Source organism: Pseudomonas sp. LAIL14HWK12:I7, from assembly GCF_000483465.1.
Taxonomy (GTDB): domain Bacteria; phylum Pseudomonadota; class Gammaproteobacteria; order Pseudomonadales; family Pseudomonadaceae; genus Aquipseudomonas; species Aquipseudomonas kermanshahensis.
In genome coordinates this window covers 668,853-694,362 of record NZ_AXYZ01000001.1, presented here as the reverse complement: position 1 = coordinate 694,362, position 25,510 = coordinate 668,853, and the positions used below count along the sequence as shown (strand labels likewise).

Annotated in this window: 21 protein-coding genes and 1 riboswitch; of the genes, 7 read left to right on the top strand and 14 right to left on the bottom strand. The window is 63.6% G+C overall.

The annotated features are described in order from the left end of the window. The first annotated feature begins 125 nt into the window (after positions 1-125). On the top strand, positions 126-872 hold the full coding sequence (locus tag D886_RS0103095; RefSeq protein WP_027592504.1) for an RsiV family protein: 747 nt from the start codon (positions 126-128) through the stop codon (positions 870-872). On the opposite strand, the gene cytX is transcribed toward D886_RS0103095, so the two are convergent. Next, a complete protein-coding gene (cytX, locus tag D886_RS0103090; RefSeq protein ID WP_027592503.1) occupies positions 841-2,124 on the bottom strand; it encodes a putative hydroxymethylpyrimidine transporter CytX in 1,284 nt (427 codons plus the stop codon). The two genes, D886_RS0103095 and cytX, sit on opposite strands and share 32 nt — an antisense overlap. 147 nt (positions 2,125-2,271) lie before the next feature. Beyond that, positions 2,272-4,152: a phosphomethylpyrimidine synthase ThiC gene (gene thiC, locus D886_RS0103085; protein WP_027592502.1), complete on the bottom strand. Its 1,881-nt coding sequence runs from the start codon at positions 4,150-4,152 to the stop codon at positions 2,272-2,274. Between the two features lie 160 nt (positions 4,153-4,312). Next, a riboswitch (TPP riboswitch) is annotated at positions 4,313-4,419 on the bottom strand. 161 nt (positions 4,420-4,580) lie between these two features. On the opposite strand from thiC, the gene D886_RS0103080 reads away from it, so the two are divergent. Continuing rightward, positions 4,581-6,017 carry a TolC family outer membrane protein gene (locus D886_RS0103080; protein WP_027592501.1) on the top strand — a complete coding sequence of 479 codons (1,437 nt, stop codon included), beginning with the start codon at positions 4,581-4,583 and terminating at the stop codon, positions 6,015-6,017. Positions 6,018-6,131: 114 nt separating this feature from the next. On the opposite strand, the gene waaA is transcribed toward D886_RS0103080, so the two are convergent. Next, the gene (gene waaA / locus D886_RS0103075) at positions 6,132-7,403 is read right to left on the bottom strand and encodes a lipid IV(A) 3-deoxy-D-manno-octulosonic acid transferase (protein WP_027592500.1); all 1,272 of its coding nucleotides are present in this window, start codon (positions 7,401-7,403) and stop codon (positions 6,132-6,134) included. Positions 7,404-7,414: 11 nt separating this feature from the next. Continuing rightward, on the bottom strand, positions 7,415-8,305 hold the full coding sequence (locus tag D886_RS0103070; RefSeq protein WP_027592499.1) for a LysR family transcriptional regulator: 891 nt from the start codon (positions 8,303-8,305) through the stop codon (positions 7,415-7,417). Between the two features lie 85 nt (positions 8,306-8,390). Here D886_RS0103070 and D886_RS0103065 point away from each other — a divergent pair, with 85 nt between their 5' ends. The 4 genes from D886_RS0103065 (at position 8,391) to D886_RS0103050 (ending at position 11,875) form a co-directional block, all read left to right on the top strand. Then, positions 8,391-8,723, top strand: coding sequence for a multidrug efflux SMR transporter (locus D886_RS0103065; protein WP_008095055.1), 333 nt, complete (start codon positions 8,391-8,393; stop codon positions 8,721-8,723). Between the two features lie 161 nt (positions 8,724-8,884). Then, entirely contained in the window at positions 8,885-10,060 is a 1,176-nt protein-coding gene (locus tag D886_RS0103060; protein WP_027592498.1) for an FAD-binding oxidoreductase, read from the top strand. Continuing rightward, positions 10,057-10,869 carry an aldo/keto reductase gene (locus tag D886_RS0103055; protein WP_027592497.1) on the top strand — a complete coding sequence of 271 codons (813 nt, stop codon included), beginning with the start codon at positions 10,057-10,059 and terminating at the stop codon, positions 10,867-10,869. Before D886_RS0103060 ends, D886_RS0103055 begins: the two co-directional genes overlap by 4 nt. A 37-nt stretch (positions 10,870-10,906) precedes the next feature. After that, complete coding sequence (locus D886_RS0103050; protein ID WP_027592496.1) at positions 10,907-11,875, top strand: hypothetical protein; 969 nt, start codon at positions 10,907-10,909, stop codon at positions 11,873-11,875. Positions 11,876-12,083: 208 nt separating this feature from the next. Here the strand turns inward: D886_RS0103050 and hldE are convergent, their stop codons facing one another. The 3 genes from hldE to D886_RS0103035 form a co-directional block, all read right to left on the bottom strand. Further along, positions 12,084-13,505 carry a bifunctional D-glycero-beta-D-manno-heptose-7-phosphate kinase/D-glycero-beta-D-manno-heptose 1-phosphate adenylyltransferase HldE gene (gene hldE / locus D886_RS0103045; RefSeq protein ID WP_027592495.1) on the bottom strand — a complete coding sequence of 474 codons (1,422 nt, stop codon included), beginning with the start codon at positions 13,503-13,505 and terminating at the stop codon, positions 12,084-12,086. Between the two features lie 130 nt (positions 13,506-13,635). Beyond that, the gene (gene msbA / locus D886_RS0103040; protein WP_027592494.1) at positions 13,636-15,444 is read right to left on the bottom strand and encodes a lipid A export permease/ATP-binding protein MsbA; all 1,809 of its coding nucleotides are present in this window, start codon (positions 15,442-15,444) and stop codon (positions 13,636-13,638) included. A gap of 15 nt (positions 15,445-15,459) precedes the next feature. After that, complete coding sequence (locus D886_RS0103035) at positions 15,460-16,635, bottom strand: O-antigen ligase (protein WP_027592493.1); 1,176 nt, start codon at positions 16,633-16,635, stop codon at positions 15,460-15,462. Positions 16,636-16,735: 100 nt separating this feature from the next. On the opposite strand from D886_RS0103035, the gene D886_RS0103030 reads away from it, so the two are divergent. Next, a complete protein-coding gene (locus D886_RS0103030) occupies positions 16,736-17,341 on the top strand; it encodes a hypothetical protein (RefSeq protein WP_027592492.1) in 606 nt (201 codons plus the stop codon). A 3-nt stretch (positions 17,342-17,344) separates the two neighbouring features. Here the strand turns inward: D886_RS0103030 and D886_RS0103025 are convergent, their stop codons facing one another. From D886_RS0103025 to D886_RS0102995, 7 genes are all read right to left on the bottom strand, one after another. Then, positions 17,345-18,436 carry a glycosyltransferase gene (locus tag D886_RS0103025; RefSeq protein WP_027592491.1) on the bottom strand — a complete coding sequence of 364 codons (1,092 nt, stop codon included), beginning with the start codon at positions 18,434-18,436 and terminating at the stop codon, positions 17,345-17,347. Positions 18,437-18,481: 45 nt separating this feature from the next. Further along, a complete protein-coding gene (locus D886_RS0103020; RefSeq protein WP_027592490.1) occupies positions 18,482-19,255 on the bottom strand; it encodes a glycosyltransferase family 2 protein in 774 nt (257 codons plus the stop codon). A gap of 64 nt (positions 19,256-19,319) precedes the next feature. After that, positions 19,320-20,276: a glycosyltransferase gene (locus D886_RS0103015; protein WP_027592489.1), complete on the bottom strand. Its 957-nt coding sequence runs from the start codon at positions 20,274-20,276 to the stop codon at positions 19,320-19,322. 48 nt (positions 20,277-20,324) lie between these two features. Then, the gene (locus tag D886_RS0103010; RefSeq protein ID WP_027592488.1) at positions 20,325-21,728 is read right to left on the bottom strand and encodes a PIG-L deacetylase family protein; all 1,404 of its coding nucleotides are present in this window, start codon (positions 21,726-21,728) and stop codon (positions 20,325-20,327) included. Further along, complete coding sequence (locus D886_RS0103005) at positions 21,725-22,621, bottom strand: antimicrobial resistance protein Mig-14 (RefSeq protein WP_027592487.1); 897 nt, start codon at positions 22,619-22,621, stop codon at positions 21,725-21,727. The genes D886_RS0103010 and D886_RS0103005 overlap by 4 nt, the downstream gene beginning before the upstream one ends. Next, a complete protein-coding gene (locus tag D886_RS0103000; protein ID WP_027592486.1) occupies positions 22,621-23,751 on the bottom strand; it encodes a glycosyltransferase in 1,131 nt (376 codons plus the stop codon). Before D886_RS0103000 ends, D886_RS0103005 begins: the two co-directional genes overlap by 1 nt. Next, positions 23,735-25,492, bottom strand: a complete 1,758-nt coding sequence (locus D886_RS0102995) for a carbamoyltransferase (RefSeq protein WP_027592485.1) — start codon at positions 25,490-25,492, stop codon at positions 23,735-23,737. Before D886_RS0102995 ends, D886_RS0103000 begins: the two co-directional genes overlap by 17 nt. Between the last annotated feature and the right edge of the window lie 18 nt (positions 25,493-25,510).

The window sequence follows — 25,510 nt, the reverse complement described above, 5'->3', positions numbered from 1 at the left end:
TCACCCCTTTCCGGCAACCGTTCGCGCAGTCGGGACAGCGCGCCTTCTGTCTGTTAGCTTAGTGGCGAACTGACGGTCGCGCCGACGGTCAAAGGCCGACTTTTCCCTGTTCTGCAAGGATCATCATGACACTTGTCAAACTGACTTCCGTGGCTGTGCTGGCACTGGCCCTGGGTGCCTGCCAGAGCCTGTTCACGCCCAACTACCGGGCCCCGCTCGAGGTCAAGCGTGACGCCTGGGAGCACGTCAAACCCGGCTGCAGCGAAAGCGACTGCCCGCTGGTGAACATCGACACCCTTCACTTCCCGGCCCAGCCCAAGCTCGACGCCATCGTCGAACAGCGCCTGCTGCAGCTGACCGAAGACAACCAACACGGCGCCGCGCCGACCACCCTGCAGGCGTATGAGCAGCAGTACCTGGCCAGTGCCGACAAGCGCAACAGCAGCTACTTGCAAGCCAAGGTACGCGAACAGCATGACGGGCTGGTGATCATCGAACTGTCCAGCTACCTGGACAGCGGTGGCGCCCATGGCATGCCAGGGCGCGGCTTCATCAACTATTCGCGCAAGCTAGACAAGGTACTGACCCTGCAGGACATGCTGGTGCCCGGCCAGGAAGAGACCTTCTGGAAAACCGTCGAAGAGTCGCACCGCGCGTGGATGATCAGCGTCGGCATGGACAAGGACGCCGACTTCGTCAAGACCTGGCCTTTCAAGCGGTCGCCGCACATCGCCCTGACGTACGGCGCGGTGGTGGTCAAGTATGAGGTCTATGCCATCGCGCCCTACTCCATGGGCCACGTCGAGCTGAAGATCCCCTACCCGCGCCTGAACGGCGTGATCAAGCCCGAGCTGTTTCCCGGCCGCGGCTGAAGCTCAGTAGCGCATGCAGCACACCTGCCAGCACCAGTGCCGGCAGGGTTGCGCCCAGGTCCGGTGCTTGCGCGGCAATCAGGTGATAAGCCGCCACACCCACGGCCCAGGCCAGCAACGCCTGCCAATGCAAGCCATCGACCTGTGACGGCAGGCGGCGGTGACGGATCACGTAGTGGTCCATCAGCACCACGCCGAACAGCGGCGCAAATACCGAACCGATCAGCAGCAAGAAGTTTTCGTACTGGGCCAGTGGCGCGAACAGCGCGATCAGGGTGCACAGCACACCAATGGCCAGCGCCAGGTGCTCGACTTTCAGGCGTACCAGCACGCCTGTAGAAACGGCGGCCGAATGAATGTCGGCAAAGGCTTTTTCCGACTCGTCCAGCAGAATCAACAGCAACGGGATACCCAGCCCAGCACCTGCCAGGGCCAGCAGCAAGGCATTGGCTTCGCCGCTGGGGGCAAAGGCCAGGGTGTAGGCGACGCCCAGGCTCATCAGCCAGGTATTGCCGATGAAGTAGCCCAGCACGGTACCGCCGAACACACGCTTGCCGCTGCGGGCGAACCGCGAGTAGTCGGCGATCAGCGGCAACCACGACAGCGGCATGGCGATAACGATGTCGAAGCCGACGGCCAGCGACATCGAGCCGTCACCGGCGCGTTGCCACAGGTCGGCCAAGTCGGCTTTGGCGAACAGGTTCCAGGTCAGCCACAGGCACGCGCCCAACAGCACCCAGATGCCCCACGTGCGCAACACCTTGCGCACGAACGCCAGCGGCCCGCTGACTGCAAGCAGGGTCGCCAGGGCGCCGAAGCACAGGGTCCAGAGCATAGGGCTGTTCCACGCACTGCCTTCACCGAAAGTACGCGCGCCGAGCAGGCTGGCCGCGTCGCGCATGACAATGATCTCGAACGCCCCCCAACCCACCAGCTGCAGCAGGTTGAGCACTGCCGGCAAGCGGGCGCCATGGCTGCCCAGGCTGAGCCGCAGGGTGCCCATGGCCGACAGGCCAGTGTCGCTGCCGATGACACCCGCCGCCCCGAGTAACAGCACGCCCACACCGGTGCCAAGGGCGATGGCCAGCACCGCACTGGCAAGGCCCATGCCTGGGGCGAGCATGGCGCCGACCTGCAGCACCATCAAGCCGATGCCGAGGGAGAACCACAGTGAGAACAGGTCGCCGAAGCCGAAGATGCGTTGGCTGGTGGGGACCGGGTGGTCCGGGGAAAAATGGCTGGGGGTGGTCATTGTTGTGATCGCCGCAAAGATTGGGATGAACAGGCATCCAACGGTGGGAGCGGGCTTGCCCCGCGAAGGCGTCTGGCCTGCCAATCGCGCTGGCCCAGCTGACGCTTTCGCGGGGCAAGCCCGCTCCCACGGTGGTGACGGATTGCCTTACACTTTTTTGTACAACTGGCTGCCTTCCTGGCGGAACCGCTCGGCCTGCTCACGCATGCCTTCTTCAACCGTCACGTCCACAGCTTCGATCTTGGCGGCGTACTCACGCACTTCCTGGGTGATTTTCATCGAGCAGAACTTCGGCCCACACATCGAGCAGAAGTGCGCGACCTTGGCCGATTCCTTAGGCAAGGTTTCGTCGTGGTACGCGCGGGCGGTGTCCGGGTCGAGGCCAAGGTTGAACTGGTCTTCCCAGCGGAACTCGAAACGCGCCTTGGACAAGGCGTTGTCACGAATCTGCGCGCCCGGGTGGCCTTTGGCAAGGTCGGCGGCATGGGCGGCGATCTTGTAGGTGATGATGCCGGTCTTGACGTCATCCTTGTTCGGCAGGCCCAGGTGTTCCTTGGGCGTCACGTAGCACAGCATGGCGCACCCGAACCAGCCGATCATCGCCGCGCCGATACCGGAGGTGATGTGGTCGTAACCCGGCGCAATGTCGGTGGTCAGCGGGCCAAGGGTGTAGAACGGCGCCTCGTCGCAGCATTCGAGCTGCTTGTCCATGTTCTCCTTGATCAACTGCATCGGCACATGGCCCGGGCCTTCGATCATGCACTGCACGTCGTGCTTCCAGGCGATCTTGGTCAGCTCGCCGAGGGTTTCCAGCTCACCGAACTGCGCAGCATCGTTGGCGTCGGCAATCGAGCCCGGACGCAGGCCGTCGCCCAGCGAGAAGCTGACGTCGTAGGCCTTCATGATTTCGCAGATTTCGTCGAAGTGGGTGTACAGGAAGTTTTCCTGGTGATGCGCCAGGCACCACTTGGCCATGATCGAACCGCCCCGGCTGACGATGCCGGTAACGCGCTTGGCGGTCAGCGGCACATAGCGCAGCAGCACACCGGCGTGGATGGTGAAGTAGTCCACGCCCTGCTCGGCCTGCTCGATCAGGGTGTCGCGGAACAGCTCCCAGGTCAGGTCTTCAGCGACACCGCCGACTTTTTCCAGGGCCTGGTAGATCGGCACGGTACCGATCGGCACGGGCGAGTTACGGATGATCCACTCGCGGGTTTCGTGAATGTGCTTGCCGGTGGACAGGTCCATGACCGTGTCCGAACCCCAGCGAATCCCCCAGGTCAGCTTGGCCACTTCTTCCTCGATCGAGGAGCCCAGGGCGCTGTTGCCGATGTTGCCGTTGATCTTCACCAGGAAGTTGCGGCCGATGATCATCGGCTCCAACTCGGTGTGGTTGATGTTGGCCGGGATGATCGCGCGGCCGCGGGCGATTTCTTCGCGGACGAACTCGGGGGTGATTTCTTTCGGGATGTTGGCGCCGAAGCTGTGGCCCGCGTGCTGCTGGTCAAGCAGGCCGGCGGCGCGGGCTTCCTGCAGTTTCATGTTCTCGCGGATGGCAACGTATTCCATCTCGGCGGTGATGATGCCCTGGCGGGCATAGTGCATCTGCGAGACGTTGACGCCCGCCTTGGCGCGGCGCGGGTTGCGCACGTGGTTGAAGCGCAGCTTGGCCAACTCTGCATCGTTCAGGCGCTGTTGGCCGAAGTCGGAACTCAAGCCGCCCAAACGTTCGGTGTCGCCACGCGCGTCGATCCAGGCCGAACGCACGTCGGCCAGGCCTTTGCGCACGTCGATGATGACGTTAGGGTCGGTGTAGGGGCCGGAAGTGTCGTAGACCAGCACCGGGGCGTTGGTCTCGCCGCCGAAATCGGTAGGGGTGTCGTGCAGGCTGATTTCGCGCATGGGCACGCGGATGTCCGGGCGGGAGCCTTCGACATAGACCTTGCGCGAACGGGGGAACGGTTGCACGGACTGCTGATCGACTTGTGCCGATTCGCTGAGGTTGATCGTTTTTTCTTGTTTGCTCATCACGGGCTCTCCAGACAGCTTCCTAGCGGATGGAATGTCGGGGAGAACCTGAAAGACGCGGACGCACCCCTTTACGGGTGTGCAGTGCCGGATACATGGGGGTGCCGTAAGCTGCTTGCAGCTGAGACATTCCCGGACCTGGCACAAGAGGCTCCCCGGGAAGGCGAGCAATCTTGTTCCCTACGCAGGCGCTAACCTGATCAGGTTCAACGGGATCCGCAACTTTGCGATCTCAGCCTTTGCTTCAAGGCACCCCGACAAGAACATGCGCAGTCTAGACTGGAGTGGTCGGCAAAGCCAAGCGGGTAAATACGGGTGATGATGAAAGGCGCACTGGGCGATTGTTGCCGGGGGCGCATGGCACTACACTGGCCCATCGCTCGATACTCAACAGTTCAGTAATTATATTTCGTACAAGGATTGCCTCTATGCTGCGCAAACTCTCACTGGCGATAGCCGTGTCTTGTGCGTCCAACGGAATGGCCTGGGCAGCAGAAATGCCCATGACGGTTAAAACCGACCTGGTCAGCGTCTACCAGGAAGCGGTCGACAACAACGCCGATCTTGCGGCAGCCCGCGCCGATTATGGCGCCCGCCGCGAAGTCGTCCCACAGGCCCGCGCCGGCCTGCTGCCGAACCTGTCGGCCGGTGCCGAGATGATGAACACCCGCACCAAGCTCGACGAGCCGTCCCTCACCGCCAACCGCAGCGGCAACTCCTGGAGCGCCACCCTGGCGCAGCCGGTGTTCCGTGCCGACCGCTGGTTCCAGTTGCAGGCGGCCGAGGCGGTCAACGAACAGGCGGCGCTGGAATTGTCTGCCACTGAGCAGAACCTGATTCTGCAAACCGCGCAAAACTACTTTGCCGTGCTCCGGGCCCAGGACAACCTGGCCGCGACCAAGGCCGAGGAATCCGCCTTCAAGCGCCAGCTCGATCAGTCCAACGAACGTTTCGACGTGGGCCTTTCCGACAAGACCGACGTCTTGCAGTCCCAGGCCAGCTACGACACGGCCCGGGCCAACCGGATCATCGCCGAACGCCAGGTGCAGGATGCCTTCGAGGCGCTGGTGACGTTGACCAACCGCGAGTACTCGTCGATCCAGGGTGTGGTCCACACCTTGCCGATCCAGGTGCCTACGCCCAATGACGCCAAGTCCTGGGTAGAAACCGCCGCCCGCCAGAACCTCAACCTGCTGGCGACCAACTACGCCGTCGATGCCGCCGAAGAAACCCTGCGCCAGCGCAAGGCCGGCCATGCCCCAACCGTGGATGCGGTCGCCAAATACCAGAAAGGCGATAACGACAGCCTGGGCTTCACCAACTCACCCGCGCAGCCAAACGTGCGTTATGGCAGTGATGTGGAACAGACCAGTATCGGCCTGCAACTGAACATCCCGATCTACAGTGGCGGCCTGACCAGCTCGCAAGTGCGCGAGGCTTACCAGCGCCTGAGCCAGAGCGAGCAACAGCGCGAAAGCCTGCGCCGCCAGGTGGTGGAAAACACCCGCAACCTGCACCGCGCGGTGAACACCGATGTGGAACAGGTGCAGGCACGCAAACAGTCGATCATTTCCAACCAGAGCGCGCTCGAAGCCACCGAAATCGGCTACCAGGTCGGTACCCGCAACATCGTCGACGTGCTCGACGCCCAGCGCCAGCTGTACACCTCGGTGCGTGATTACAACAACAGCCGCTATGACTACATTCTCGACAACCTGAGCCTGAAGCAGGCGGCGGGAACCTTGAGCCCGCAAGACCTGCAAGACCTCGGGCGCTACCTGAAGCCGGACTACAACCCGGACAAGGACTTCCTGCCACCGGACCTGGCGGCGGCGGCGGCGAAGAACTTCGAGCGCAGGCCTTGAGATAGATGTCGCGCCATTCGCGGGTAAACCCGCTCCCACAGGTTTCGTGCAGCTCGCAAGGAAAGCACCAACCCTGTGGGAGCGGGTTTACCCGCGAAAAAGCAATCGCCTATCTCAGCGGATAATCGCAGCAAGACCATCCAGCAACCGCTGCAAGGCGCCCTGGTTTGCCCGCATCACCGCCCTGCCTGCCTCGCCCATGCGCTGGCGATCCTGCGGCAACTCGATCAACCGCCGCACCGCCTCGGCCAGCCCGTCGGCATCTTCGATCTGCTGCAACGCCCCGGCGTCCTTCAGCATCGCGCTGATCTCCAGGAAGTTGAACACATGCGGCCCCATGATCACCGGCAAAGCCAGTGCTGCGGGCTCGAGCGGGTTGTGGCCGCCAGTGGCGACCAGGCTGCCGCCGACGAAGGCGATGTCGGCCAGGGCGTAGAGGAACAGCAACTCGCCCATGGTATCGCCAAGCAGCACGCGGGCCTGGTCATCGACCGGGGTGCCGGCAGAGCGGCGCACGGTGGTGAACTGTTCGCTGCACAGGGCATGCACGGCATCGAACCGCTCGGGGTGGCGTGGCACCAGGATCAGCAGCGCATCGCCGTGCACCTGCAGCAGCTTCTGATGTGCCTGCAGGATCAGCGCGTCTTCACCTTCATGGGTGCTGGCGGCAATCCATACCGGGCGCTGGCTGGCGCCCCATTGCTCGCGCAGCGCCTTGGCGCGCGGCAGCAACTGGTCATCGACCTTCAGGTCGAACTTGATCGAACCGGTCACCTGCACGCATTCAGGGCGCGCGCCCAGGTCGCGAAAGCGCTGCGCTTCGGTTTCGGTCTGTACCGCGATCAGGTTCATCTCGGCGAGCATCGGCCGGGTCAACTTGGCAAAACGCCCATAACCACGGGCCGAGCGCTCGGACAACCGCGCATTGGCCAGCGCCACCGGGATGCCACGCTTGGCACACTGGTGAATGTGGTTAGGCCACAGTTCGGTTTCCATGATGATGCCCAGCTTCGGCTGCACATGGTCGAGAAAACGCCCGGCCGCCCACGGCAGGTCGTAGGGCAGGTAGCAATGCTGCACACGCGGTTCATCGGCGAACATCGCACGAATGCGCTCCGACCCGGTCGGGGTCATGCAGGTAAGCGTGATCGGCAGGCCTGGGTAGGCCTTCAGCAGCGCCCGCACCATGGGCGCGGCGGCAATGCTTTCGCCCACCGACACCGCATGCACCCAAATGCCGCCCTGGCGCATGGGCGGCAGGCCGAAGGCAAAGCGCTCGCCGATGCGCTGGCCGTAGGCCGGTGCCTTGCGCGCCCGCAGGAACAGGCGCAGCGCAACCAGCGGCAGGCCCAGGTGAAACAGCAAGGTATAAAGAGTTCTGTTCATGGCGGCGAAGTTTACCCGATCGCGCGCAGGTGCACCGCAAAGCGCTCGGCCAGCCATTGCGCGGCAGGCCCCAATGGCTCGTCACGGCGCCAAGCCAGTTCTACGACCAGTGCCGGTGGCCGCCACTCGCTGGCGAGCTCGACCATGTGCGCCTGGTAAGTGGGGTACTGCACCACGTGCCGGGGCAACCACGCCCAGCCCAGGCCACGCATCAGCAGCTCGGCCATGGCGTAGAAGCTGTCGGCACGCCAGATCTGCGGGCTGATCGCCTCGCCGCCGGGGTAGCCACTCTGTTGCGGGGCGATCAATAGCTGGCGATGGCGCGCCAACTGCTGGCGGTTGACCTTGGCCTGCTGCGCCAGTGGATGGCCGACCGCGCACACCGTGACCATTTCCACACTGCCCAAGGCACGACGCTCCAGCGATGCCGGCATGCTTTCGTGATGAAAGAACAGGCCAAGGTCGGCACGCCGCTCCACCAGCTTGCGCGCCACATCGCCCTGGGCGCCGCTGGCCAGTTGCACTTCCAGGTACGGGTAACGGCTGGCCAGTTCATCGAGGCTGTCGATCACCGGTTGATAGGGCATGGCCTCGTCCTGGGCGACACGCAGCAGGGCTTCCTGCCCGCGCATCAGGGCCAGCGCACGGCCGTCGAGGCGCTCGCATTGGCGCAGCAGCTCGCGGGCGTCCTCCAACAGCGCGGTACCGTTTTCGGTCAGCTTAGGCTGGCGGCCGCTGCTGCGGTCGAACAGGGTCACGCCCAGGTCGGCTTCAAGCATGGCGATTGCAGTGCTGATTGCCGACTGCGCCTTGCGCTGCTCACGGGCAACCGCGGAGAACGAGCGCAGCTCGACGACGCGGACGAAGGTCCGCAATTGGTCGAGGTTCCAGTGTTCCGCCATCAACCTATCTCCCATGGTGATAGGTAATGACTTTACCGCATCCAGGCGGCGTCTAGAATGCCCGACCAGTCACCGGAGAATTGCCATGAACGCCTACACCTACCTCGCTATTGCCATCTGCGCCGAAGTCATCGCCACTGCCTCCATGAAAGCAGTGAAGGGCCTGAGCACGCCGTTGCCATTGCTGTTGATGGTGGTCGGTTATGGCATTGCCTTCTGGATGCTGACCCTGGTGGTGCGCAGCATTCCGGTGGGTATCGCTTATGCCATCTGGTCGGGGCTGGGGATTGTGCTGATCAGCGTGGCAGCGCTGGTGATCTACGGGCAGAAGCTGGATGTGCCCGCAATGCTGGGCATGGCGATGATCGTTGGCGGGGTGGTTGTGATTCAGCTGTTTTCGAAAACTGCCGGGCATTGATGCAACCTGAATTGGCCTCATCGCCGGCAAGCCGGCTCCCACCGGGGTAGCATTGGCCTCTGACTCAACGCCGTACCTGTGGGAGCCGGCTTGCCGGCGATAGGGCCGTCTCAGGTATAGCCTGTATACTTGCCAGCTGTCCCAGTCTTCGAGGTACCGCCATGCCAACCGCCATTTCCACTGACGTGCTGATCGTCGGCGCCGGGGTCGCAGGCCTCTGGCTCAATGCCAGGTTGCGCCGCCAGGGCTATTCGACCGTGCTGGTGGAACGCGCCAGCCTGGGTGGCGAGCAGACCATCAAGTCCCAGGGCATCATCCACGGCGGCACCAAGTACGCCCTGCACGGCGCCCTGACCGGCGCCTCGGAAGCGATCGCCGACATGCCGCGACGCTGGCGCGAGGCCTTGGCGGGCGATGGCGAGCTGCCGCTGGGCAAGACCCGCCTGCTGTCCGACGCGCACTACCTCTGGTCCCCCGGCACCTTGGCCGGCAACCTCACCAGCTTCTTTGCCAGCAAGGCCGTACGCGGCCGCGTCGATCAGGTCAAGGGTGAGCAACTGCCACCTGCCCTGCAGGACCGCGACTTCAAGGGCAAGGTCTATCGCCTGGCCGAGCTGGTCATCGACGTGCCCAGCCTGCTGGCCAACCTGGCCGAACTGGCCGGCGACAGCCTGCTCGCCGGCGAACGCATCGAACCCCTGCGTGATGGCGACGAGCTGGTTGGCCTGCGCGTGGACGACCGTGAAATCCGTGCGCAACGTATCGTGCTCAGCGCCGGCGCCGGCACCGAAGACGTGCTGCACGCCTTGGGCCTGAGCCAGCCGGCCATGCAACGTCGCCCGTTGCACATGGTCATGGCCAAGGGGCCGAACCTCAAGCCACTGTATGCACACTGCCTGGGCGGTGGGCCCAAGCCACGGGTCACCATCACCACCCACCCGGCGGCGGATGGCCAGTGGGTCTGGTACCTCGGCGGCGACCTGGCCGAGGCCGATGGCGTGGCGCGTGAGCCTGCCGCGCAGATTGCCGCAGCGCAAAAGGAAATCGGCAACCTGCTGCCGTGGGTCGACCAAAGCCAGATTCGCTGGGCCACCCTGCGCGTCGACCGCGCCGAACCGGCACAGTCGGGCCTGGTACGCCCGGACAACGCGTTTATTGCCGACCAGCAACGCCTGCTGGTGGGCTGGCCGACCAAGTTGGCGCTGGCCCCGGACTTCAGCGACCGGGTAATCGCCAAGCTTGAGCGCGATGGCATACGCCCCAGTGCCCAAGCCGATCTCTCTGGCCTGCCACGCCCTGCGCTGGGCGTACCTGCTTGGGAGCAATTGCTGCCATGAGCCTGCCGACCCTGCACGACTTCCATCGCCCCCTGGGCAGCACCGGCCTCACGGTTTCGCCCCTGGGCCTGGGCACGGTCAAGTTGGGCCGCGACCAAGGCGTGAAATACCCGACCGGTTTCACCATCCCCGGCGATGACGAGGCCCGCATGCTGCTGGCCCAGGCGCGCGAACTGGGGATCAACCTGATCGACACCGCCCCGGCCTATGGCCGCAGCGAAGAGCGCCTTGGCCCGCTGCTGCGCGGCCAGCGTGATAAGTGGGTGATCGTCAGCAAGGTCGGCGAAGAGTTCGACAACGGCCACTCCCACTTCGACTTCAGCGCCGCCCATACCCGCCGCTCGGTCGAGCGCAGCCTGCGCCTGCTGGAAACCGACCACATCGAACTGGTGTTGGTGCATTCCGACGGCAATGACTTGGCCATCCTCGAACAGCAAGAGGTCTACCAGACACTGGCCGCCCTCAAGCAGGAAGGCAAGATCCTCGGCTACGGGCTGTCCGGCAAGACCGTCGCTGGCGGCCTCAAAGCCCTGGAACAGGGCGACTGCGCCATGGTCACCTACAACCTGAACGAGCAGGCAGAACGCCCAGTGCTGGACTACGCTGCCGAGCACGGCAAGGCGATCCTGGTTAAAAAAGCCTTGGCCAGCGGGCACATCTGCCTAGCGCCTGGGGTTGACCCGGTGCAGGCCAGTTTCGAGCTGCTGTTCTCCCACCCGGGGGTCAGCAGTGCTATCGTCGGCACCATCAATCCCTTGCACCTGGCCCATAACGTGGCCACCGTGGCCCGAATTCTGGGCCAGCATTGAGCCGCCCTCGCGGGCGTCCGACAGGAGGAGGAACCTCGTGCCGCGTACGCTGATCCGCAAGAACCCGAGCAACTTCAAGACACTGCCGCTGCATGTCGAGGCAACTGCCGAAGGCCTGGTCTACCAGAGCATCGGCATGCCGCTGAACTTCGCCCAGACCCAACAGCGGCGCAGGGCCATCCAGTTGCCCGACACACAGCGTTTCGTGGCCGAGCTGGCCAACCTGGGCGTTTCGGTACGCCTGACCCTGCATTGGCAAAACCGTGATTACTGGGTACTGGTGCGCCAGCGGCGCCAGGACCGTGGCGACGTGGTGCTGAAGCTGATTTCAGGCTACGTCCCCGCTCAAGAGCTCAACTTGCCGCTGCACACCGCCGTCCAGGAAGTGGCCGAGGAGTGTTTGCTGGAAACGCCGGAAGGCTGGCTGGGCGGGCGTTTCAACGATACCTGGCTACCGGCGCCCTACGCCGCCGCACTGCACTACCGCGAAGCGCTGCCTTTTGTGCTGACGCCGGAGTCTGGCGCGGCACGGCCGGTGCATTGCGGCAAGCTGATGCTGCTGGAGCGGCCACGGGCTTACGTGCACCTGCCGACCGCCTCGTTGCAGCTGATCTATGACATGCGCCTGCAGGTGCCCAAGGACGCCAAAAAGCTCAGCTTGTTCCATGTCGACGAACGCCTGGAAGGTGACCAATTGGTGGCCCGGCTGAATCGCAAGCGCCCAGACCTGTACCTGATGCCACTGGAAGAAGGCCGACCGTTGGCCGAGCTCTATACGCTGAAAAAGGACGAGCTGGTGCCGGCGAGCACACGCGGGCTTTACCTGGCAGAGAGCTTTGCCCGGCAAGAAGGCTGGGTGGTCACCGATGAGCGGATTCGCTGGCGGGATTGGGTGAAGCAGCAGGGCTTGGTGGAGGCCAAGCCAGGGCGGGCTTCACACCTGCAGCGGTTTGGCGACAAGGCACGGGCGCTGCTAGCGCGGGCGCGGACCTCGCTGAACAAATAAATTCACGCGCGCGCCCTGTAGGAGCAGCCTTGTGCTGCGAAGAGGCCGGTGAAATCACCCTCAATCTATGGTGCTTTCACCGGCCTCTTCGCAGCACAAGGCTGCTCCTACAATGACCGCGCAGTGCGCAGGTACAACGACCGCGCAGTGCGCAGGTACAAGGACCGCGCAGTGCGCAGGTACAAGGACCGCGCAGTGCGCAGGTACATCAATGCTTGCGGATCTTCTCGACAATCGCCGTGGTCGAGCTGTTTTCAACCAGCCCGAGCACTTTCACGGTCCCGCCATAGGCCTTGACGATATCGGCGCCGACCACCTGGTCGATACCATAGTCGCCGCCTTTGACCAGCACATCCGGCTTCACCTGGCTCAGCAGGTTTTCCGGCGTACCTTCCGGGAAGCTGATCACCCAATCCACCGCCCCTAACCCCGCCAGTACCGCCATGCGGCGGTCGACGCTGTTGATCGGGCGGCCAGGCCCCTTCAGGCGGCTGACCGACGCATCGTCGTTGACCGCGACGATCAGCCGATCGCCCTGGGCCCGTGCCTGCTCCAGGTAGGTGACGTGGCCGGCATGCAGAATATCGAAGCAGCCGTTGGTGAAGACGATTTTCTCGTTGTGCGCACGCGCATCATCGATCGCCAGCAACAGTTGCTCCAGGCCCAGCACACCGCGCTCGGAACCTTCTTCGCGCTGGATCGCCCGGCGCAGCTCAGGCGCGCTGATTGCCGCCGTGCCCAGTTTACCTACCACGATGCCCGCAGCCAGATTGGCCAAGGCAACCGCGTGTGGCAGTTCTTCACCAGCCGCGATGGCTGCCGCCAGGGTAGAGATCACGGTATCGCCGGCACCGGTCACATCGAACACTTCACGCGCCCGGGCCGGCAAGTGCAATGCAGGTTGGCCGGTACGCAGCAGGGTCATGCCATGCTCGCCACGGGTGACCAGCAAGGCGCCCAGGTCGAGGTCCAGCAGCAGCTGCAGGCCCTTGGCGACCAGCTCCGCCTCATCGGCGCAACGGCCGACGATGGCTTCGAACTCGCTGAGGTTCGGGGTAATCAGGCTGGCACCGCGGTAGATGGAAAAATCCTTGCCCTTGGGGTCGGCCAACACCGGAATGCCCTTGGCGCGTGCGGCCTGGATCAGGCTCTGGTGGTTTTTCAAGGCACCTTTGCCGTAGTCGGACAACACCAGCACCTTGACGCCATCGAGCAGGCTGTCGACCTCCGCGCCCAACGACAGCGGGTCGGTGGCGAACGGTTCTTCAAAGTCGATACGCAGCAGTTGCTGGTGGCGGCTCATGACCCGCAACTTGACGATGGTCGGCTGGTGCGCGATGCGTTGGAACACCGAGCGCACGCCCGCAGCTTGCAGGCTGTTGGCCAGGCTGTCGGCGGCCTCGTCCTGGCCGGTGACACCGATCAGCGACGCCGGTGCGCCCAGGGCGGCGATGTTCAAGGCAACGTTGGCCGCGCCGCCGGGGCGATCCTCGATCTGATCGACCTTGACCACCGGGACTGGCGCTTCAGGCGAGATACGCGAAGTACCGCCATGCCAGTAGCGGTCGAGCATGACATCGCCGACCACCAGTACCGGGGCTTGATCGAAACGCGGCATGGACAACTTCATGGGCAACCCATATGAAAATAATGAACAGGGGCAGGATATTAGCACAGGGTAAGCGACGGCTTTATGGCCAGATCGGGCCCATGAAAATTCCGGTGACAATCGGGGCCGGCGAGGCCCCGATCAACGAGGTTCAGGTGATATCGGCCTTGGCCGGCTCATCCAGGCCCATCGCATGCAGGCGGGCATAATGGCCATTCGCCTGAAGCAACTCGGCATGGGTACCGCGCTCTACTAAGCGGCCCTGGTCCATGACCAGAATCAGGTCGGCCTTCTCGATGGTCGACAGGCGGTGGGCGATGACCAAGGTGGTCCGCCCTTCCATCACGTGATCCAGTGCGGCCTGGATATGCCGCTCGGACTCGGTATCCAGCGCCGAGGTCGCCTCGTCGAGGATCAGCAGTGGCGCGTCCTTGAGCAACGCGCGGGCAATCGCCAGGCGCTGGCGCTGGCCGCCGGACAGCAACACGCCGTTCTCGCCAACCTCGGTATCGAAGCCCTTCGGCAGCTTGTCGACGAACTCCTTGGCATAGGCGTCGGCAGCCGCCGCCTCGATGTCCTCGCGCGGTGCACCGGCCAGGTCGCCGTAGGCGATGTTGTTGGCCACCGTGTCGTTGAACAAGGTGACGTGCTGAGTGACCTGGGACACATGGCGACGCAAATTACGCAGGCGATAGTTCTCGATCTCCTCGCCATCGAGCAGAATCTGCCCTTTGTCGTGGTGATAGAAGCGCGGAATCAACGCCGCCAGGGTCGACTTGCCGCTGCCGGAGCGGCCTACCAAGGCAATCATCTGCCCCGGCTCGGCGACGAAGCTGATATCGCTCAGCACCTCACGGTCGGTGCCGGGGTAGGTGAAGCTGAGGTTACGCACTTCCAGACGGCCTTCTACCTGCGCCTTCTCAAGGGTGCCCGTGTCTACCTCGGGCTCTTCGTCGAGCTGTTCGAAGATGCTTTCTGCGCCGGCGAGGCCCTTCTGGATGGTCGAGCTGACTTCGGACAGCTGGCGGATCGGTTTCGGCAGCAGGCCAGCCGCGGTGATGTAGGCCACCAGGTCACCGGCGGTCGAGTCACCACGGAGGTACAGCACCAGGAACATCAAGGCCGCCATGGCGGTGTAGATCACCAACTGCAGCATCGGCGTATACAGCGAGCCGGTCTTGGTCATGCGCAGTTGCTTGTCGGTATTGCTTTGGCTCGCGCGGCCAAAACGCTGCTGTTCGTAAGCCTCGCCGCCGAAGCTGCGCACCACGCGATAGCCCTGGATGGTCTCGGAGGCGACGTGGGTCACGTCGCCCATGGCCACCTGGATCTTCTTGCTCTGCTTGCGGAATTTCTTGCTGGCAACGCTGACCATCACTGCAATCACCGGCAGGATGGCAACCATCACCAAGGTCAAGTGCCAGTTCATCCACAGCAGGTAGGCGAACAGAAAGACCACCGTCAGGCCTTCGCGGATCACGACCTTGATCGCGTCAGTCGCAGCGCCGGTGACCATGGTCACGTTGAAGGTGATGCGCGAAATCAGGTGCCCCGAGTTGTGGTTGTCGAAGTAGCGGTTGGGCAACACCAGCAACTTGTTGAACAACTCGACACGCAGGTCATGCACCAGGCACAAGGAAACCTTGGCCAGGAAGTAGTTGCCCAGAAACGAGCCCAACCCCTGCCAGGCCGCGATCAGGATGATCAGCAGCGGCACCGCCTGCAGCAGCTGCAGGTCGCGCAGGTAAGGCACGGTAGGGAACAACACCGCTTGCGGATTGCTCAGGCCATCGACGAAATACTTGAGGATCCCGGCCAGCATCGGCTGGGTAGAGGCGAAGATCACGAAACCGACGATGCTCAGCAGGAAAATGCCGGCATAGGGTTTCACGTAGCTCAGCAGCCGGAAGTAGATCTTCAGGCTGGAGGTATGCTCCGCGGTTCGCGGTGTTTCGGCCATCATCGAGCTCGCTGTTCAGGTTGAACCGGAAATTTTACCACAGGCGTCATTTTCGGCACGCCCCCAAGGCAACATCATGGCCAGGCCGACCGGCAGCCAGCTGATGAACCACTCTGCACGCGGCGTACCAGTGAGGCTGGCGGCATCGAACTGCATGGCCAGGGTCGAGTAAACCCAGAAGCACAGCAGGATCTTGCCGAACAGCGTGCCGCGTGCCCGGACAATTTCAGCCAGGGTGTACAGCCACACGGCCACCCACAGCAGCATGCCGGGCAGGCCCATTTCCACGGCAACGTGGGTGAACATGTTGTGGGTATGGTCGAAGTGCAGGCCAACGGCGTTCACATCGTACGCCGCGCCCAGCCCCAGCCCAGTCCAAGGGTGGGCGGCGATCATGTTCAGCACCGCATGGAAAATCTCCGGGCGGTACGATGAGCCGCGCTCGGCGATCAGGCTGAACAGGGTGTAGAAGGCCGCAGCGGTGGCGATCATGGCGAGGATGGCGAACAGCCGGCTGTGGCGGTCGCGGAACCACAGCGGCGCCAGCACCACAGTGATGACCAGGGCCAGCACCGCGCCACGGCTCTGGCTAAGCACCGCGAAGGCCCCCAGGCAGGCCAGCGCCACCAGCCAGGCCAACTGCAGGCCGCGATGACGCGGCGGTTGGTAAAGCAGCAGCAGCGCGGCAGCGCCAATCACATAAGCGCCCAGGATCGGGTGCGAAATCTCGCCGATCCCCCCCAGCCGTACCGGCAGCGGGTTGCCCTGCACACCATAGAAGTTGATGATCGAGATCAGCGCAGCGAGGCCCAGCAAGCCGCTGCCAAACGCCAACAAGTGGCGAATTCGCTGCTGACCGCGCTGCGCCAACAGCGGGAATGCCATCAGAAACACCAGGATATAAATCAGCCGCTTGATTTCGCGCCCGGGTTCCTCGGACGGCGACCAGGCCAAACTGATCCCGCTCCACGCCAGCAACAGCAGCACGCTCGCCCACAAGGCCGGCTGGCGCCGCCAAGCCTCAGCCAGCACCTGCCGGGCAGACCACGCCAACAGCAACGTCGGCAACCACAAGAACAGCACCAGCCCTTGCTGGTACAGCTTATTGCTGGGCGCCAGCGCAATCGCCGCCAAGAACCAGACCAGACCCAATCCTAACCAGGCGCGCGCCCAGTTTTTTTCATACAACATCCTTTCCCCCGATGAATCAAAGACACCATCCATGGTGCTACCGCATTATTTTCGGCATTATTGCCGGTCATTTTGCTCGCCAGACGACAAGGCCCTATTCATGCAATGCTCCCGGCTCACCCAGGTCGAATTCGATCAGCTGACACTAGGCGCACAGGTGCTAGAGGCAGACAGCCATGGCGCCAAAGTCTACCTGCTCGAGAATGGTAATTTCCTCAAGGTTTTTCGTCGTAAGCGACTGATTTCATCTGCGCTGCTGCGCCCCTATTCCCAGCGCTTCGTCGACAACGCCGCGCGCCTGGCGCAATTGGGCATTCCTACCCTCGAGGTGATCAGCCAGCACAAACTTGACTTGCCCGGTAGAACGGCGGTGCTGTACCGCCCGCTGCCTGGGCGCACGCTGCTGCAAATGTCGCGCGACGCTGACTTCAGCTGGGACACTTACCTGCCGCGGTTGATCGAGTTGATCCGCCAACTGCACCGCAGCGGTGTCTACTTCCGCTCGTTGCACCTGGGCAATGTCGTGGTCACCCCCGACCAGCGCCTGGGCTTGATCGACGTGGCCGACATGCGCTTCCTGCGCCCGCCGCTGTCTGCACGCATGATTCGGCGCAACGTGCAGCACATGGTGAACTACATTCAGCGGGAGAACCTGGGTGACCGGTTCCCCCTCGCCGACTTCGAGGCCGCCCTGCTGGCCCGCTGACACTCAACTGCGCAGCAGGCTTTGCGACCCGTTCTGGAAAGCCTGCCAGGCCTGCTCCGGCGCCAATGCCTGGCGTTGCCGGGCAGCCAGCGCTGTGGCGCCGGGCACGCTGCAGCGCTCTATCGCCGCGGCCCAGGCTGACTGGTCAGCAATTGGCAGGTAGCCACCGGTGTCCAGCAACTGCTCACGGAAGACCAACAGGTCGCTGCAGACCACCGGCACATCGGCCATCACCGCCTCTTGCACGACCAACCCCAAGCCTTCTGACCGCGAAGGCACCAGTAGCCAGTCAAACGCGCGGTAGAGCTGCTGTAGGTCTTCACGGTGACCGCACAGGTGCACACGCCCGGCCAGGCCCAACGCGTCGATGCGCGCTTGCAGCACGGCATGCAAGGGGCCTTCACCGATGATTGCGAGTTGCAGATCAGGCTTGTGGATAGCGGCCTTGGCAAACGCCTCGATCAGCATTTCAAAGCCTTTGCTTTCGACCAGCCGCCCCACTGCACCCAACACCTGCCCATTGCCAGGCTGCAACGCCAGCGCTTGCCGGGCCTGCTCGCGGCTCAACAGCGGCTCGACGAACGCCCGTGGGTCCAGCGCCATGCGCAGGGTCTGTACGGGCCTGCCGAGATCACGTTCAAGGGCTTCGGCAAGCGTATGGGAAACCGCCGCAATGCTCAGGCGCTCGGCGGGTAGCGTGCGCAACAAGCGGATGTCGCTTGCCGTCAGCCGTGTCTTGCCATGGAACAGCACCTTGGCGCGTACGTTGGGAATCTGCTGCAACAGCGGCAGCACCAGCCGGGCGACGCCGACACCATCGAGCAGCACGATTTCGGCCTGAGCCTCGGCCAGCGCCTTGCGCAGCCGCATGCGCAGCCACGGGCGCAGCAGTCGCCACAGGTGCCGGCCCTTGAGCGCACGCGGTGGCATGTGCCACTCCCGGGTCGAACCGAGCCCACAGCAAAGCCCGCTGCCTAATAGCAGCCAGTTGCTGATCCTGGCATCGGGGCCCGCATGAGACAGCACCTGTCGATGAACCTTGTGGATGGACATGTACGGCGAACCGCCTGCCCACATCATATTGACGATGTTCATGGGGTTAGCGCCCCTCTCCCGCTCAAGTCAGGTGGGACTGCGACTTCATTGAACAAAAATGGTGATACCCATGCCGATTACGGCACCCGCCACCAGCGTCAATGCCAGCTTTATTCGGTCACGTTGACGACGTTTGGCCTTGCGCTCTACTTCTACCGGCAAGGTCACGTGATTACCAAATCCTGTGTGCAATACTGCATCACCCTCCAAGGTGACCGCTGTCAGATTTAACTCTGAATAGCGACGGGAAAGCGCCTTTTCTCCAGCATAGGCGGCAAATGGCGCACAGCGCTGATAATCGCTCAGTCGACGCAGGCCGGGGTTGAGCGAAAACGCTTGCCAGTCGGCCTTCTCGGACAGCAATGGGTAGCACGGCACGCCCGCGATCACCTGGCGATCGCCCAGGTGGATGTAGGGGCTGTGCACGGCCAGGTCGTGGGCATGGCTGCGCAGCCAGACCTGCAACAGGTTGGGGCTGACCTCCAGGATGGCCCGGGAGTCTTCGACAAAGCCCTGCCGATAGAAATGCCAGTCATCCTCGCAGTGGAAGATGTAGGGCGTCTTGACGTGGCTATAAGCCAGGTCGATCGACGGCAGCTGGCCCAGTTTTGGCCGGTTGACGAACACCGTGCAGTGCGGTTTCCAGTGCTCCGGCACTGCCCCATGCACGGCCTCGTCACCTGAATCTTCGGTGATGAAGACTTCGCGAATGGGCGCGGTGTTGTAGCGATCGAAACTCTCAAGGGTATCTTTGAGCAGATCGAACCGCCCACAACTTGTCACGACCAGCGTGACGTCACTCTCATTTGAAAAGCGCACCGGACTCCCTCCGCATTGCGACAATCGACTTCCAGCGCCCGCTCCGTAGGCACGAAAGCTCTTTTTAAATACCCAGCTTCAGGCGTAGCCGCTGCCAGGCAGACAACGGCGGATGAGGCCTGAGCGCAGGGCGCATGTGGTCGACGATGCTACGTCCAACTTCACCGAAACTGAAACGGGAAACCGCCAGATGGCGGCCATTTTCTGCAATCCGCTGTGCCAGCGCAGGGTCGGCCCGCAAACGGCCAAGCTTTTCCTGGAGGGTCGGAATGCTGTCGTAGAACACCACGTTGTGCATGTCTTGCAGGCCCAGGGCGCGGTTTTCTTCCGCGCCCTGGTCGAACGCCAGCAACACACAGCCACAGGCCATGGCTTCGAAGTTTTTGATCATGTACTCGCCCATGCCGACGTCGGCACTGACGAAGAAACGAATACGGTTGAGCGTGTTGCAGTAGTCCTCGCCCGACTTGGTACGGGTCACTACCAGGTTCTCGACCCGCCCCAGCTCGTCCAGCAGCGCCTTGCGCCCACTGTAGGCAACGCTGTTGGTGCTGCCCACGAACGCCAGTTCGATGTCGCGCTCACGGCCTTGGTCGGTCAGCAGGTGCTCATCGTAGCCTTTGGGCACGAATACCGCGTCAAAGCCCTCCTGGCGCAGGCGCTCACTGACCATGTAGCCCGAACTGATCACCCGCGCCCACGGCAGCTTGCGGTAATGCGCGCTGAACTTGCCGGTGTACTTGCAGGGGATGTAGTTCTGGTAGGCGTCGTGCTCGAGGATGACCAGGTTAGGCACCGTCTGGATGAACGCCACCTGGCGGATCTCCTGCTTGAAGCGCAGGAAGAACACGATGCGGTCATAACGCTCCACCTGCACCTCACGCTTGAAGTAGCGGCGCAGGTTACGCTGGTCTTCACTGGTCAGCCAGCGCAGGTCACATTCGCAGTTGGCCGCGACGCCATCGTACAGGCGGTCGAGGATCGCCCGCTGTTCCTTCTGCACCAGAAATAAGACTTTCATTGCGTTCCTTGGGCGCTCAGCGCCATCGCGGTCAACCAGGGGGCGCGCCTACAGCTCACGCCGCCAGAACAGTTCATGTCGGCGCACGGCCTTGCGGAAGAATTCGTTCTCGCCATAGGGCGACGGCCGGCGCCCGGCCAGCCAGCGTTGCAACAGGCGGCGCAGGCGGCGCTTGAACGGCGCCGGGGGCTGCAGGTCGTGCATCATGCCCAGGGCCATGGCCTTGTCGTGTTGGGTCGGCAGGCCCAGCACCAGCGCGCACGGCGCCCACGGCTGGTCGGCACTCAGTTGCGGCGGCAAGGCCACACCGTCGCCGCTGTCACCCATTGGCCAGCGGTCGTTGTCATGCAGGTGGTTGGCATAGCACAGCAGCGTTTGCGGCTGCCACTCCAGGCCCTGCAAGGCTTCCAGCACGGCCGCCTGGGCACAGATATGGTCAGGGTGCGGGTCGAGTTGCGGGTGCGGCATGACCAGCACTTCGGGCTTGGCCATGACCAGCAACGCGCGCAGGTCAGCCAGCAGGTTGTGCCAGGTCGGCGCACCATCACTGTCGGCGGGCAGCGCGAAGGGGTTGAACTGGCGGAACGGGCGGATATCGGCCATGTCGGCTTCGCGTGAAGCGGCCGGCACATCCGGCGCGGCCTGCATGGCCGGCAGTTGCAGGCAGAAGTAGCCCAACTGCACACAGCGCGATTCCGGCACGCCCGCCCAGCGCGGCACGGCAATGCTGTCCCAGGCACGCAAACGGCCTTTGAGGCGCGCCGCCTCGGCTTTGCCCAAGCCCATCTGTTGATAGTGCTCGGCTTCGATTTCGCCGGCAGTCAGGGTGACCACCCAGGTTTCGTCGGCTTGGCTGTACAGGCCATAAGCTGCCAGCTCAGCGTCATCGGCATGGGGCGCAATGACCATCACGCGACGGCGCTGCAACTCGACGCTGGGGGTTATCCACAGGCGCGGTTCGCCCTGCAGCCGGCAATGGCGGCCACGCATACGCAGCGTACCGGCCTGGAGCGGCGCGGCCAGGCCGGTCAGGTTGAGGAAGCGAACCCCGTCGACACCGCGCTCGAACGCCTGCCGGTCCGTCAGCTCATCCGCCAACAGCTCCACCCGCGGGTCGAGAAACCGCCCCAACCAGGTGCTCTTTACCCGCAGCTCCAAGACCAGGGTTTCGTCGCCTTGCAGCGCTGCGTCGGCCTTCAACAGGCCGTTTTGCAGGCTGGCCGAGGCTGCGCGGGCCTGCTCACCGAAGTTGTAGGCATAGTCCTCGGTGGGCGCGTAGAACAGGTGGTCCGCGAACCAGGCCTCGTGGGCGGCCCACACCAGCGGCAGCAACAACAGCGGCAGCCACCACCAGCTGAATACACCCAGCCCGATCAGCACGAGCAGGCCTGCAAGCAGGCCCAGGCGCTTGTTGCGCCGGTGGCGCTTGAGCAACTGCTGCTTGCGGCTCACGCCTGAAACACCGGCACGGGATTGCACCAGCGGTCCTTGTACTCGCGGTCGGCGCGACCGAACGAGAACCGCAGGGGTTTGTTACGCGCCCGGGCGTCTTCCCAGGCCGCCTGGGTATTCAGGAAGCTCAGCACGCTCCCGGGGCTGAACGCCTTGGTTTCCGGGTCGACACCGCCATTGACGTACTCGACGCTGATCCACTCGGGCGCCTCGACGCGATACACCAACTGAATCGCGATGGGCTTGTCGTCGAGCAACAGCACCGAACCAATCAACAACTCGCGCAAACGCTCGAGCACCTCGTCAATGCGCTCGGCACCGGTGGCCGGGAAGCCCCAGCGACGCTGGAACAGGTCACGGTACATGGCGGCAATCTGGCCGGCGTCAAAGTCACTGATCGGCCGCACCACCCCGCCCGCCTCTTCCAGCAAACGCAACTCGCGGCGCTGGTTGTAGCGAAACTTTTTCGACAGGTCCTCGTGGGCACGGGCCATGGCCAACTGCTCGGTCTGCGCCTTGAGCCCGGTGAAGCGGCCCTGGTTCAGCTCGGACAGGTAACGCGCGGCATGGCGCAGTGGCGCGCCAGCATCGGCGGCGGCCGGCAGGATGATCTCGGCGTTGCCGAGGTCGAACAGGCCTTTCTTGCCCGCACGCTTGAGCACGTCCTTGGACAGCGCCAGGTGGCGCCCCCACGTCGGGATCGCTGCCTTCAGCTCGCCGCCTTGCAGCCAACCCAAGTAGCGCACGGGAATTTGCGCCAGCTCGGCCAACTGCTCGACCACCAGCGGGTGCGTGGCCACGCTGCCGCCAAAACGTGCCCAGGCTTCGGCATACGCGTTGGCGTCGATGACTTGCCAGCCGCGTTCGCGGAAGGCTTGGATATGATTGAGCATCACGCCTGCGCCACCAGGGCACGCACCTGCGGCAACTGCCAGAAGGCCTCGCGCACCACCGGGTCAGAAAAGCGCTGGTGCAGGCGTTGCAGCATGTGCTCGGCGCACGCTTCGCGCTGCTGCTCATCCAGCGTGGCCATGTGCTTCAGGCCTTGGGCCAGCTGCCCAGCGTCACCGAGCGGGAACAGCACACCCACACCTTCGACCACTTCGCGGGCACCGCCGCAGGCCGTGGCCAGCACCGGTACGCCCGCCACCATGGCTTCAAGCAGGACCATGCCGAACGGCTCGTGGTCCGAACTCAAGGCGAACACATCGAACGCGGTGAAATAACGGCGGGCATCCGGCACCTGGCCGAGGAAGTCCACTTGCGCGGCGATACCCAGCTCGGCAGCCAGTGCCTTGAGCTCGGCTTCCAGGCGGCCTTTGCCCAGTATCGCCAGGCGCGCGCCAGCAGGCAGCCCCGGCAGCGCTTGGGCAAAACCGCGCAACAGCGTGGCCTGGTCTTTGTCCGGGTGCAGGCGGCCGACGTTGCCGACGATCCACGCCTGAGGGTCGAGGCCAAGTGCCTCGCGCGCTGCGTCCCGAGGCACCAATGCAGCCTGCAGGGCCTCGATGTCGATACGGTTGTACAGGGTCTGGATACGTTCAGCCGGCCATGCGGGCAGGCAGCGGCGCATGTCGTCCCGCACCGCATCGGAAACGCCGAGCAGGCTCAGACGCTTGCTGAACAGGTTGGCAAACAGCCGCCGTCCTTTGCGCTGATAGTCGCCAAAGGCGTGGTGCACACCGATCACCGGCAGGCCAGTGCCCAACAAGGCGACATAGATCGGCTTGAACCGGTGGGCGATGCAGAAACTGAAATGGCGCTCAGCCGCAATCCGCCGCAAAGCACGGATGGCGCCAAGCTTCAGCCCACGCACGGCCTTGGAGCTGAACTCCAGGAACAGCACCTCGTCCGACGCGCAGCCGGCCGCGACTTGCGGGTCGGCGGCGCCGGTGAGAAACACCGTAGTGACCTGGTAGCCACGCCCCTGAAACAGGCTGGCGTACTGACGGGCACAGTCCAGAAACGGCCCGTCATAGCCATGGCAGAACTGCAGGATGCGCGGTTCAGAGCGGCTGGTCATACGCGGCCGCGCCGTCCTTCACTACCAGGATGTCTTCCATGATCAGGTACTGCAGGTCCGAGCCGAAGAACATGTTCAGGGCATCGGTCGGCGAGCAGATCATCGGTTCACCCCGACGGTTCAGGGAAGTGTTCAGCGACACGCCGTTGCCGGTCAGGTTTTCCAGCGCCTTCATCATGTCGTAGTAACGCGGGTTGTATTCGCGCTTGAGCACCTGGGCACGCGAAGTGCCGTCCTCGTGGACCACCTCCGGTACGCGGGTTTTCCACTCTTCAGCCACTTCGAAGGTGAAGGTCATGAACGGCGCCGGGTGATCGACCTTGATCATCTGCGGGGCGACGGTGTCGAGCATCGACGGGCAGAAAGGTCTCCAGCGCTCGCGGAACTTGATCTGGTGGTTGATGCGGTCAGCCACGCCTTCTACGCTCGGGCAGCCGATGATCGAACGACCACCCAGGGCGCGCGGGCCGAATTCCATGCGGCCCTGGAACCAGGCCACCGGGTTGCCGTCGACCATGATCTTGGCGATCTGCTCGGGCATGTTGTCGAGCTTGCGCCACTTCGGCTGGTCCGGGTGACGGGCACAGGCGGCGATCACGTCCTCGTTGGAGTACGACGGGCCGAGGTAGACGTGTTCCATCTTCTCGACCGGCACGCCGCGGGCATGGGACACATAGGCCGCGGCACCCACCGCAGTACCGGCATCACCGGAAGCAGGCTGAACGAACAGCTCCTTCACATCCGGGCGAGCGATGATCTTCTGGTTGAGCTTGACGTTCAGCGCGCAGCCGCCGGCGAAGGCCAGCTTGCCGGTCTGCTTCAAGGTATCGCCCAGGTAATGGTCGATCATCTGCAGGGCCAGCTTCTCGAACAGCGCCTGCATGCTGGCGGCGTAGTGGATGTACGGCTCGTCGGCGATGTCGCCTTCGCGCTTGGGGCCCAGCCACTCGATCAGCTTCGGCGAGAAGTAGAAGCCCTTGCCCTTCTCTTTATAGCGGCGCAGGCCGATGACGTTGGCGTATTCGGTGTTGATCACCAGTTCGCCGTTCTCGAAGCTGGCCAGGCGCGAGAAGTCATATTTGCTGGCGTCGCCGTACGGCGCCATGCCCATGACCTTGAACTCGCCGTCGAGCATTTCGAAACCGAGGAACTCGGTGATCGCGCCATACAGGCCGCCCAGGGAGTCCGGGTCGAAGAATTCCTTGATCTTGTGGATCTTGCCGTTTTCGCCATAGCCGAAGAAGGTCGTGGCGTACTCGCCCTTACCGTCAATACCCAGGATCGCGGTCTTTTCCTTGAAACCCGAGCAGTGGTAGGCGCTGGAGGCGTGAGCCAGGTGGTGCTCGACCGGTTCGATCTTGACCTTTTTCGGGTCGAAGCCCAGTTGCTCCAGGCACCAGACGATCTTCTTGCGGTAGCGCTTGTAGCGACGGTTGCCCATCAGGATCGCGTCGAGGGCGCGGTCCGGGGCATACCAGTAGCGCTTGGCATAGTGCCAGCGGGCCTTGCCGAACAGGCTGATCGGGGCGAACGGAATGGCTACCACGTCGACGTCGGATGGCTTGATGCCTGCCTGCTCCAGGCAGAACTTCGCCGACTCGTAGGGCATGCGGTTCTTCGCATGCTTGTCACGCACGAAGCGCTCTTCTTCGGCGGCGGCAATCAGCTTGCCGTCAATGTACAGGGCCGCGGAAGGGTCATGGCTAAGGGCGCCGGACAGGCCAAGAATCGTCAATGCCAAGGGATTAGCCTCTTCTTT

Excerpts from the sequence above, each read along its gene's own strand:
- D886_RS0103095 (WP_027592504.1), top strand. The coding sequence starts at position 126 with ATGACACTTGTCAAACTGACTTCCGTGGCTGTGCTGGCACTGGCCCTG.
- cytX (WP_027592503.1), bottom strand. The coding sequence starts at position 2,124 with ATGACCACCCCCAGCCATTTTTCCCCGGACCACCCGGTCCCCACCAGC.
- thiC (WP_027592502.1), bottom strand. The coding sequence starts at position 4,152 with ATGAGCAAACAAGAAAAAACGATCAACCTCAGCGAATCGGCACAAGTC.
- D886_RS0103080 (WP_027592501.1), top strand. The coding sequence starts at position 4,581 with ATGCTGCGCAAACTCTCACTGGCGATAGCCGTGTCTTGTGCGTCCAAC.
- waaA (WP_027592500.1), bottom strand. The coding sequence starts at position 7,403 with ATGAACAGAACTCTTTATACCTTGCTGTTTCACCTGGGCCTGCCGCTG.
- D886_RS0103070 (WP_027592499.1), bottom strand. The coding sequence starts at position 8,305 with ATGGCGGAACACTGGAACCTCGACCAATTGCGGACCTTCGTCCGCGTC.
- D886_RS0103065 (WP_008095055.1), top strand. The coding sequence starts at position 8,391 with ATGAACGCCTACACCTACCTCGCTATTGCCATCTGCGCCGAAGTCATC.
- D886_RS0103060 (WP_027592498.1), top strand. The coding sequence starts at position 8,885 with ATGCCAACCGCCATTTCCACTGACGTGCTGATCGTCGGCGCCGGGGTC.
- D886_RS0103055 (WP_027592497.1), top strand. The coding sequence starts at position 10,057 with ATGAGCCTGCCGACCCTGCACGACTTCCATCGCCCCCTGGGCAGCACC.
- hldE (WP_027592495.1), bottom strand. The coding sequence starts at position 13,505 with ATGAAGTTGTCCATGCCGCGTTTCGATCAAGCCCCGGTACTGGTGGTC.
- msbA (WP_027592494.1), bottom strand. The coding sequence starts at position 15,444 with ATGGCCGAAACACCGCGAACCGCGGAGCATACCTCCAGCCTGAAGATC.
- D886_RS0103035 (WP_027592493.1), bottom strand. The coding sequence starts at position 16,635 with ATGTTGTATGAAAAAAACTGGGCGCGCGCCTGGTTAGGATTGGGTCTG.
- D886_RS0103030 (WP_027592492.1), top strand. The coding sequence starts at position 16,736 with ATGCAATGCTCCCGGCTCACCCAGGTCGAATTCGATCAGCTGACACTA.
- D886_RS0103025 (WP_027592491.1), bottom strand. The coding sequence starts at position 18,436 with ATGAACATCGTCAATATGATGTGGGCAGGCGGTTCGCCGTACATGTCC.
- D886_RS0103015 (WP_027592489.1), bottom strand. The coding sequence starts at position 20,276 with ATGAAAGTCTTATTTCTGGTGCAGAAGGAACAGCGGGCGATCCTCGAC.
- D886_RS0103005 (WP_027592487.1), bottom strand. The coding sequence starts at position 22,621 with ATGCTCAATCATATCCAAGCCTTCCGCGAACGCGGCTGGCAAGTCATC.
- D886_RS0103000 (WP_027592486.1), bottom strand. The coding sequence starts at position 23,751 with ATGACCAGCCGCTCTGAACCGCGCATCCTGCAGTTCTGCCATGGCTAT.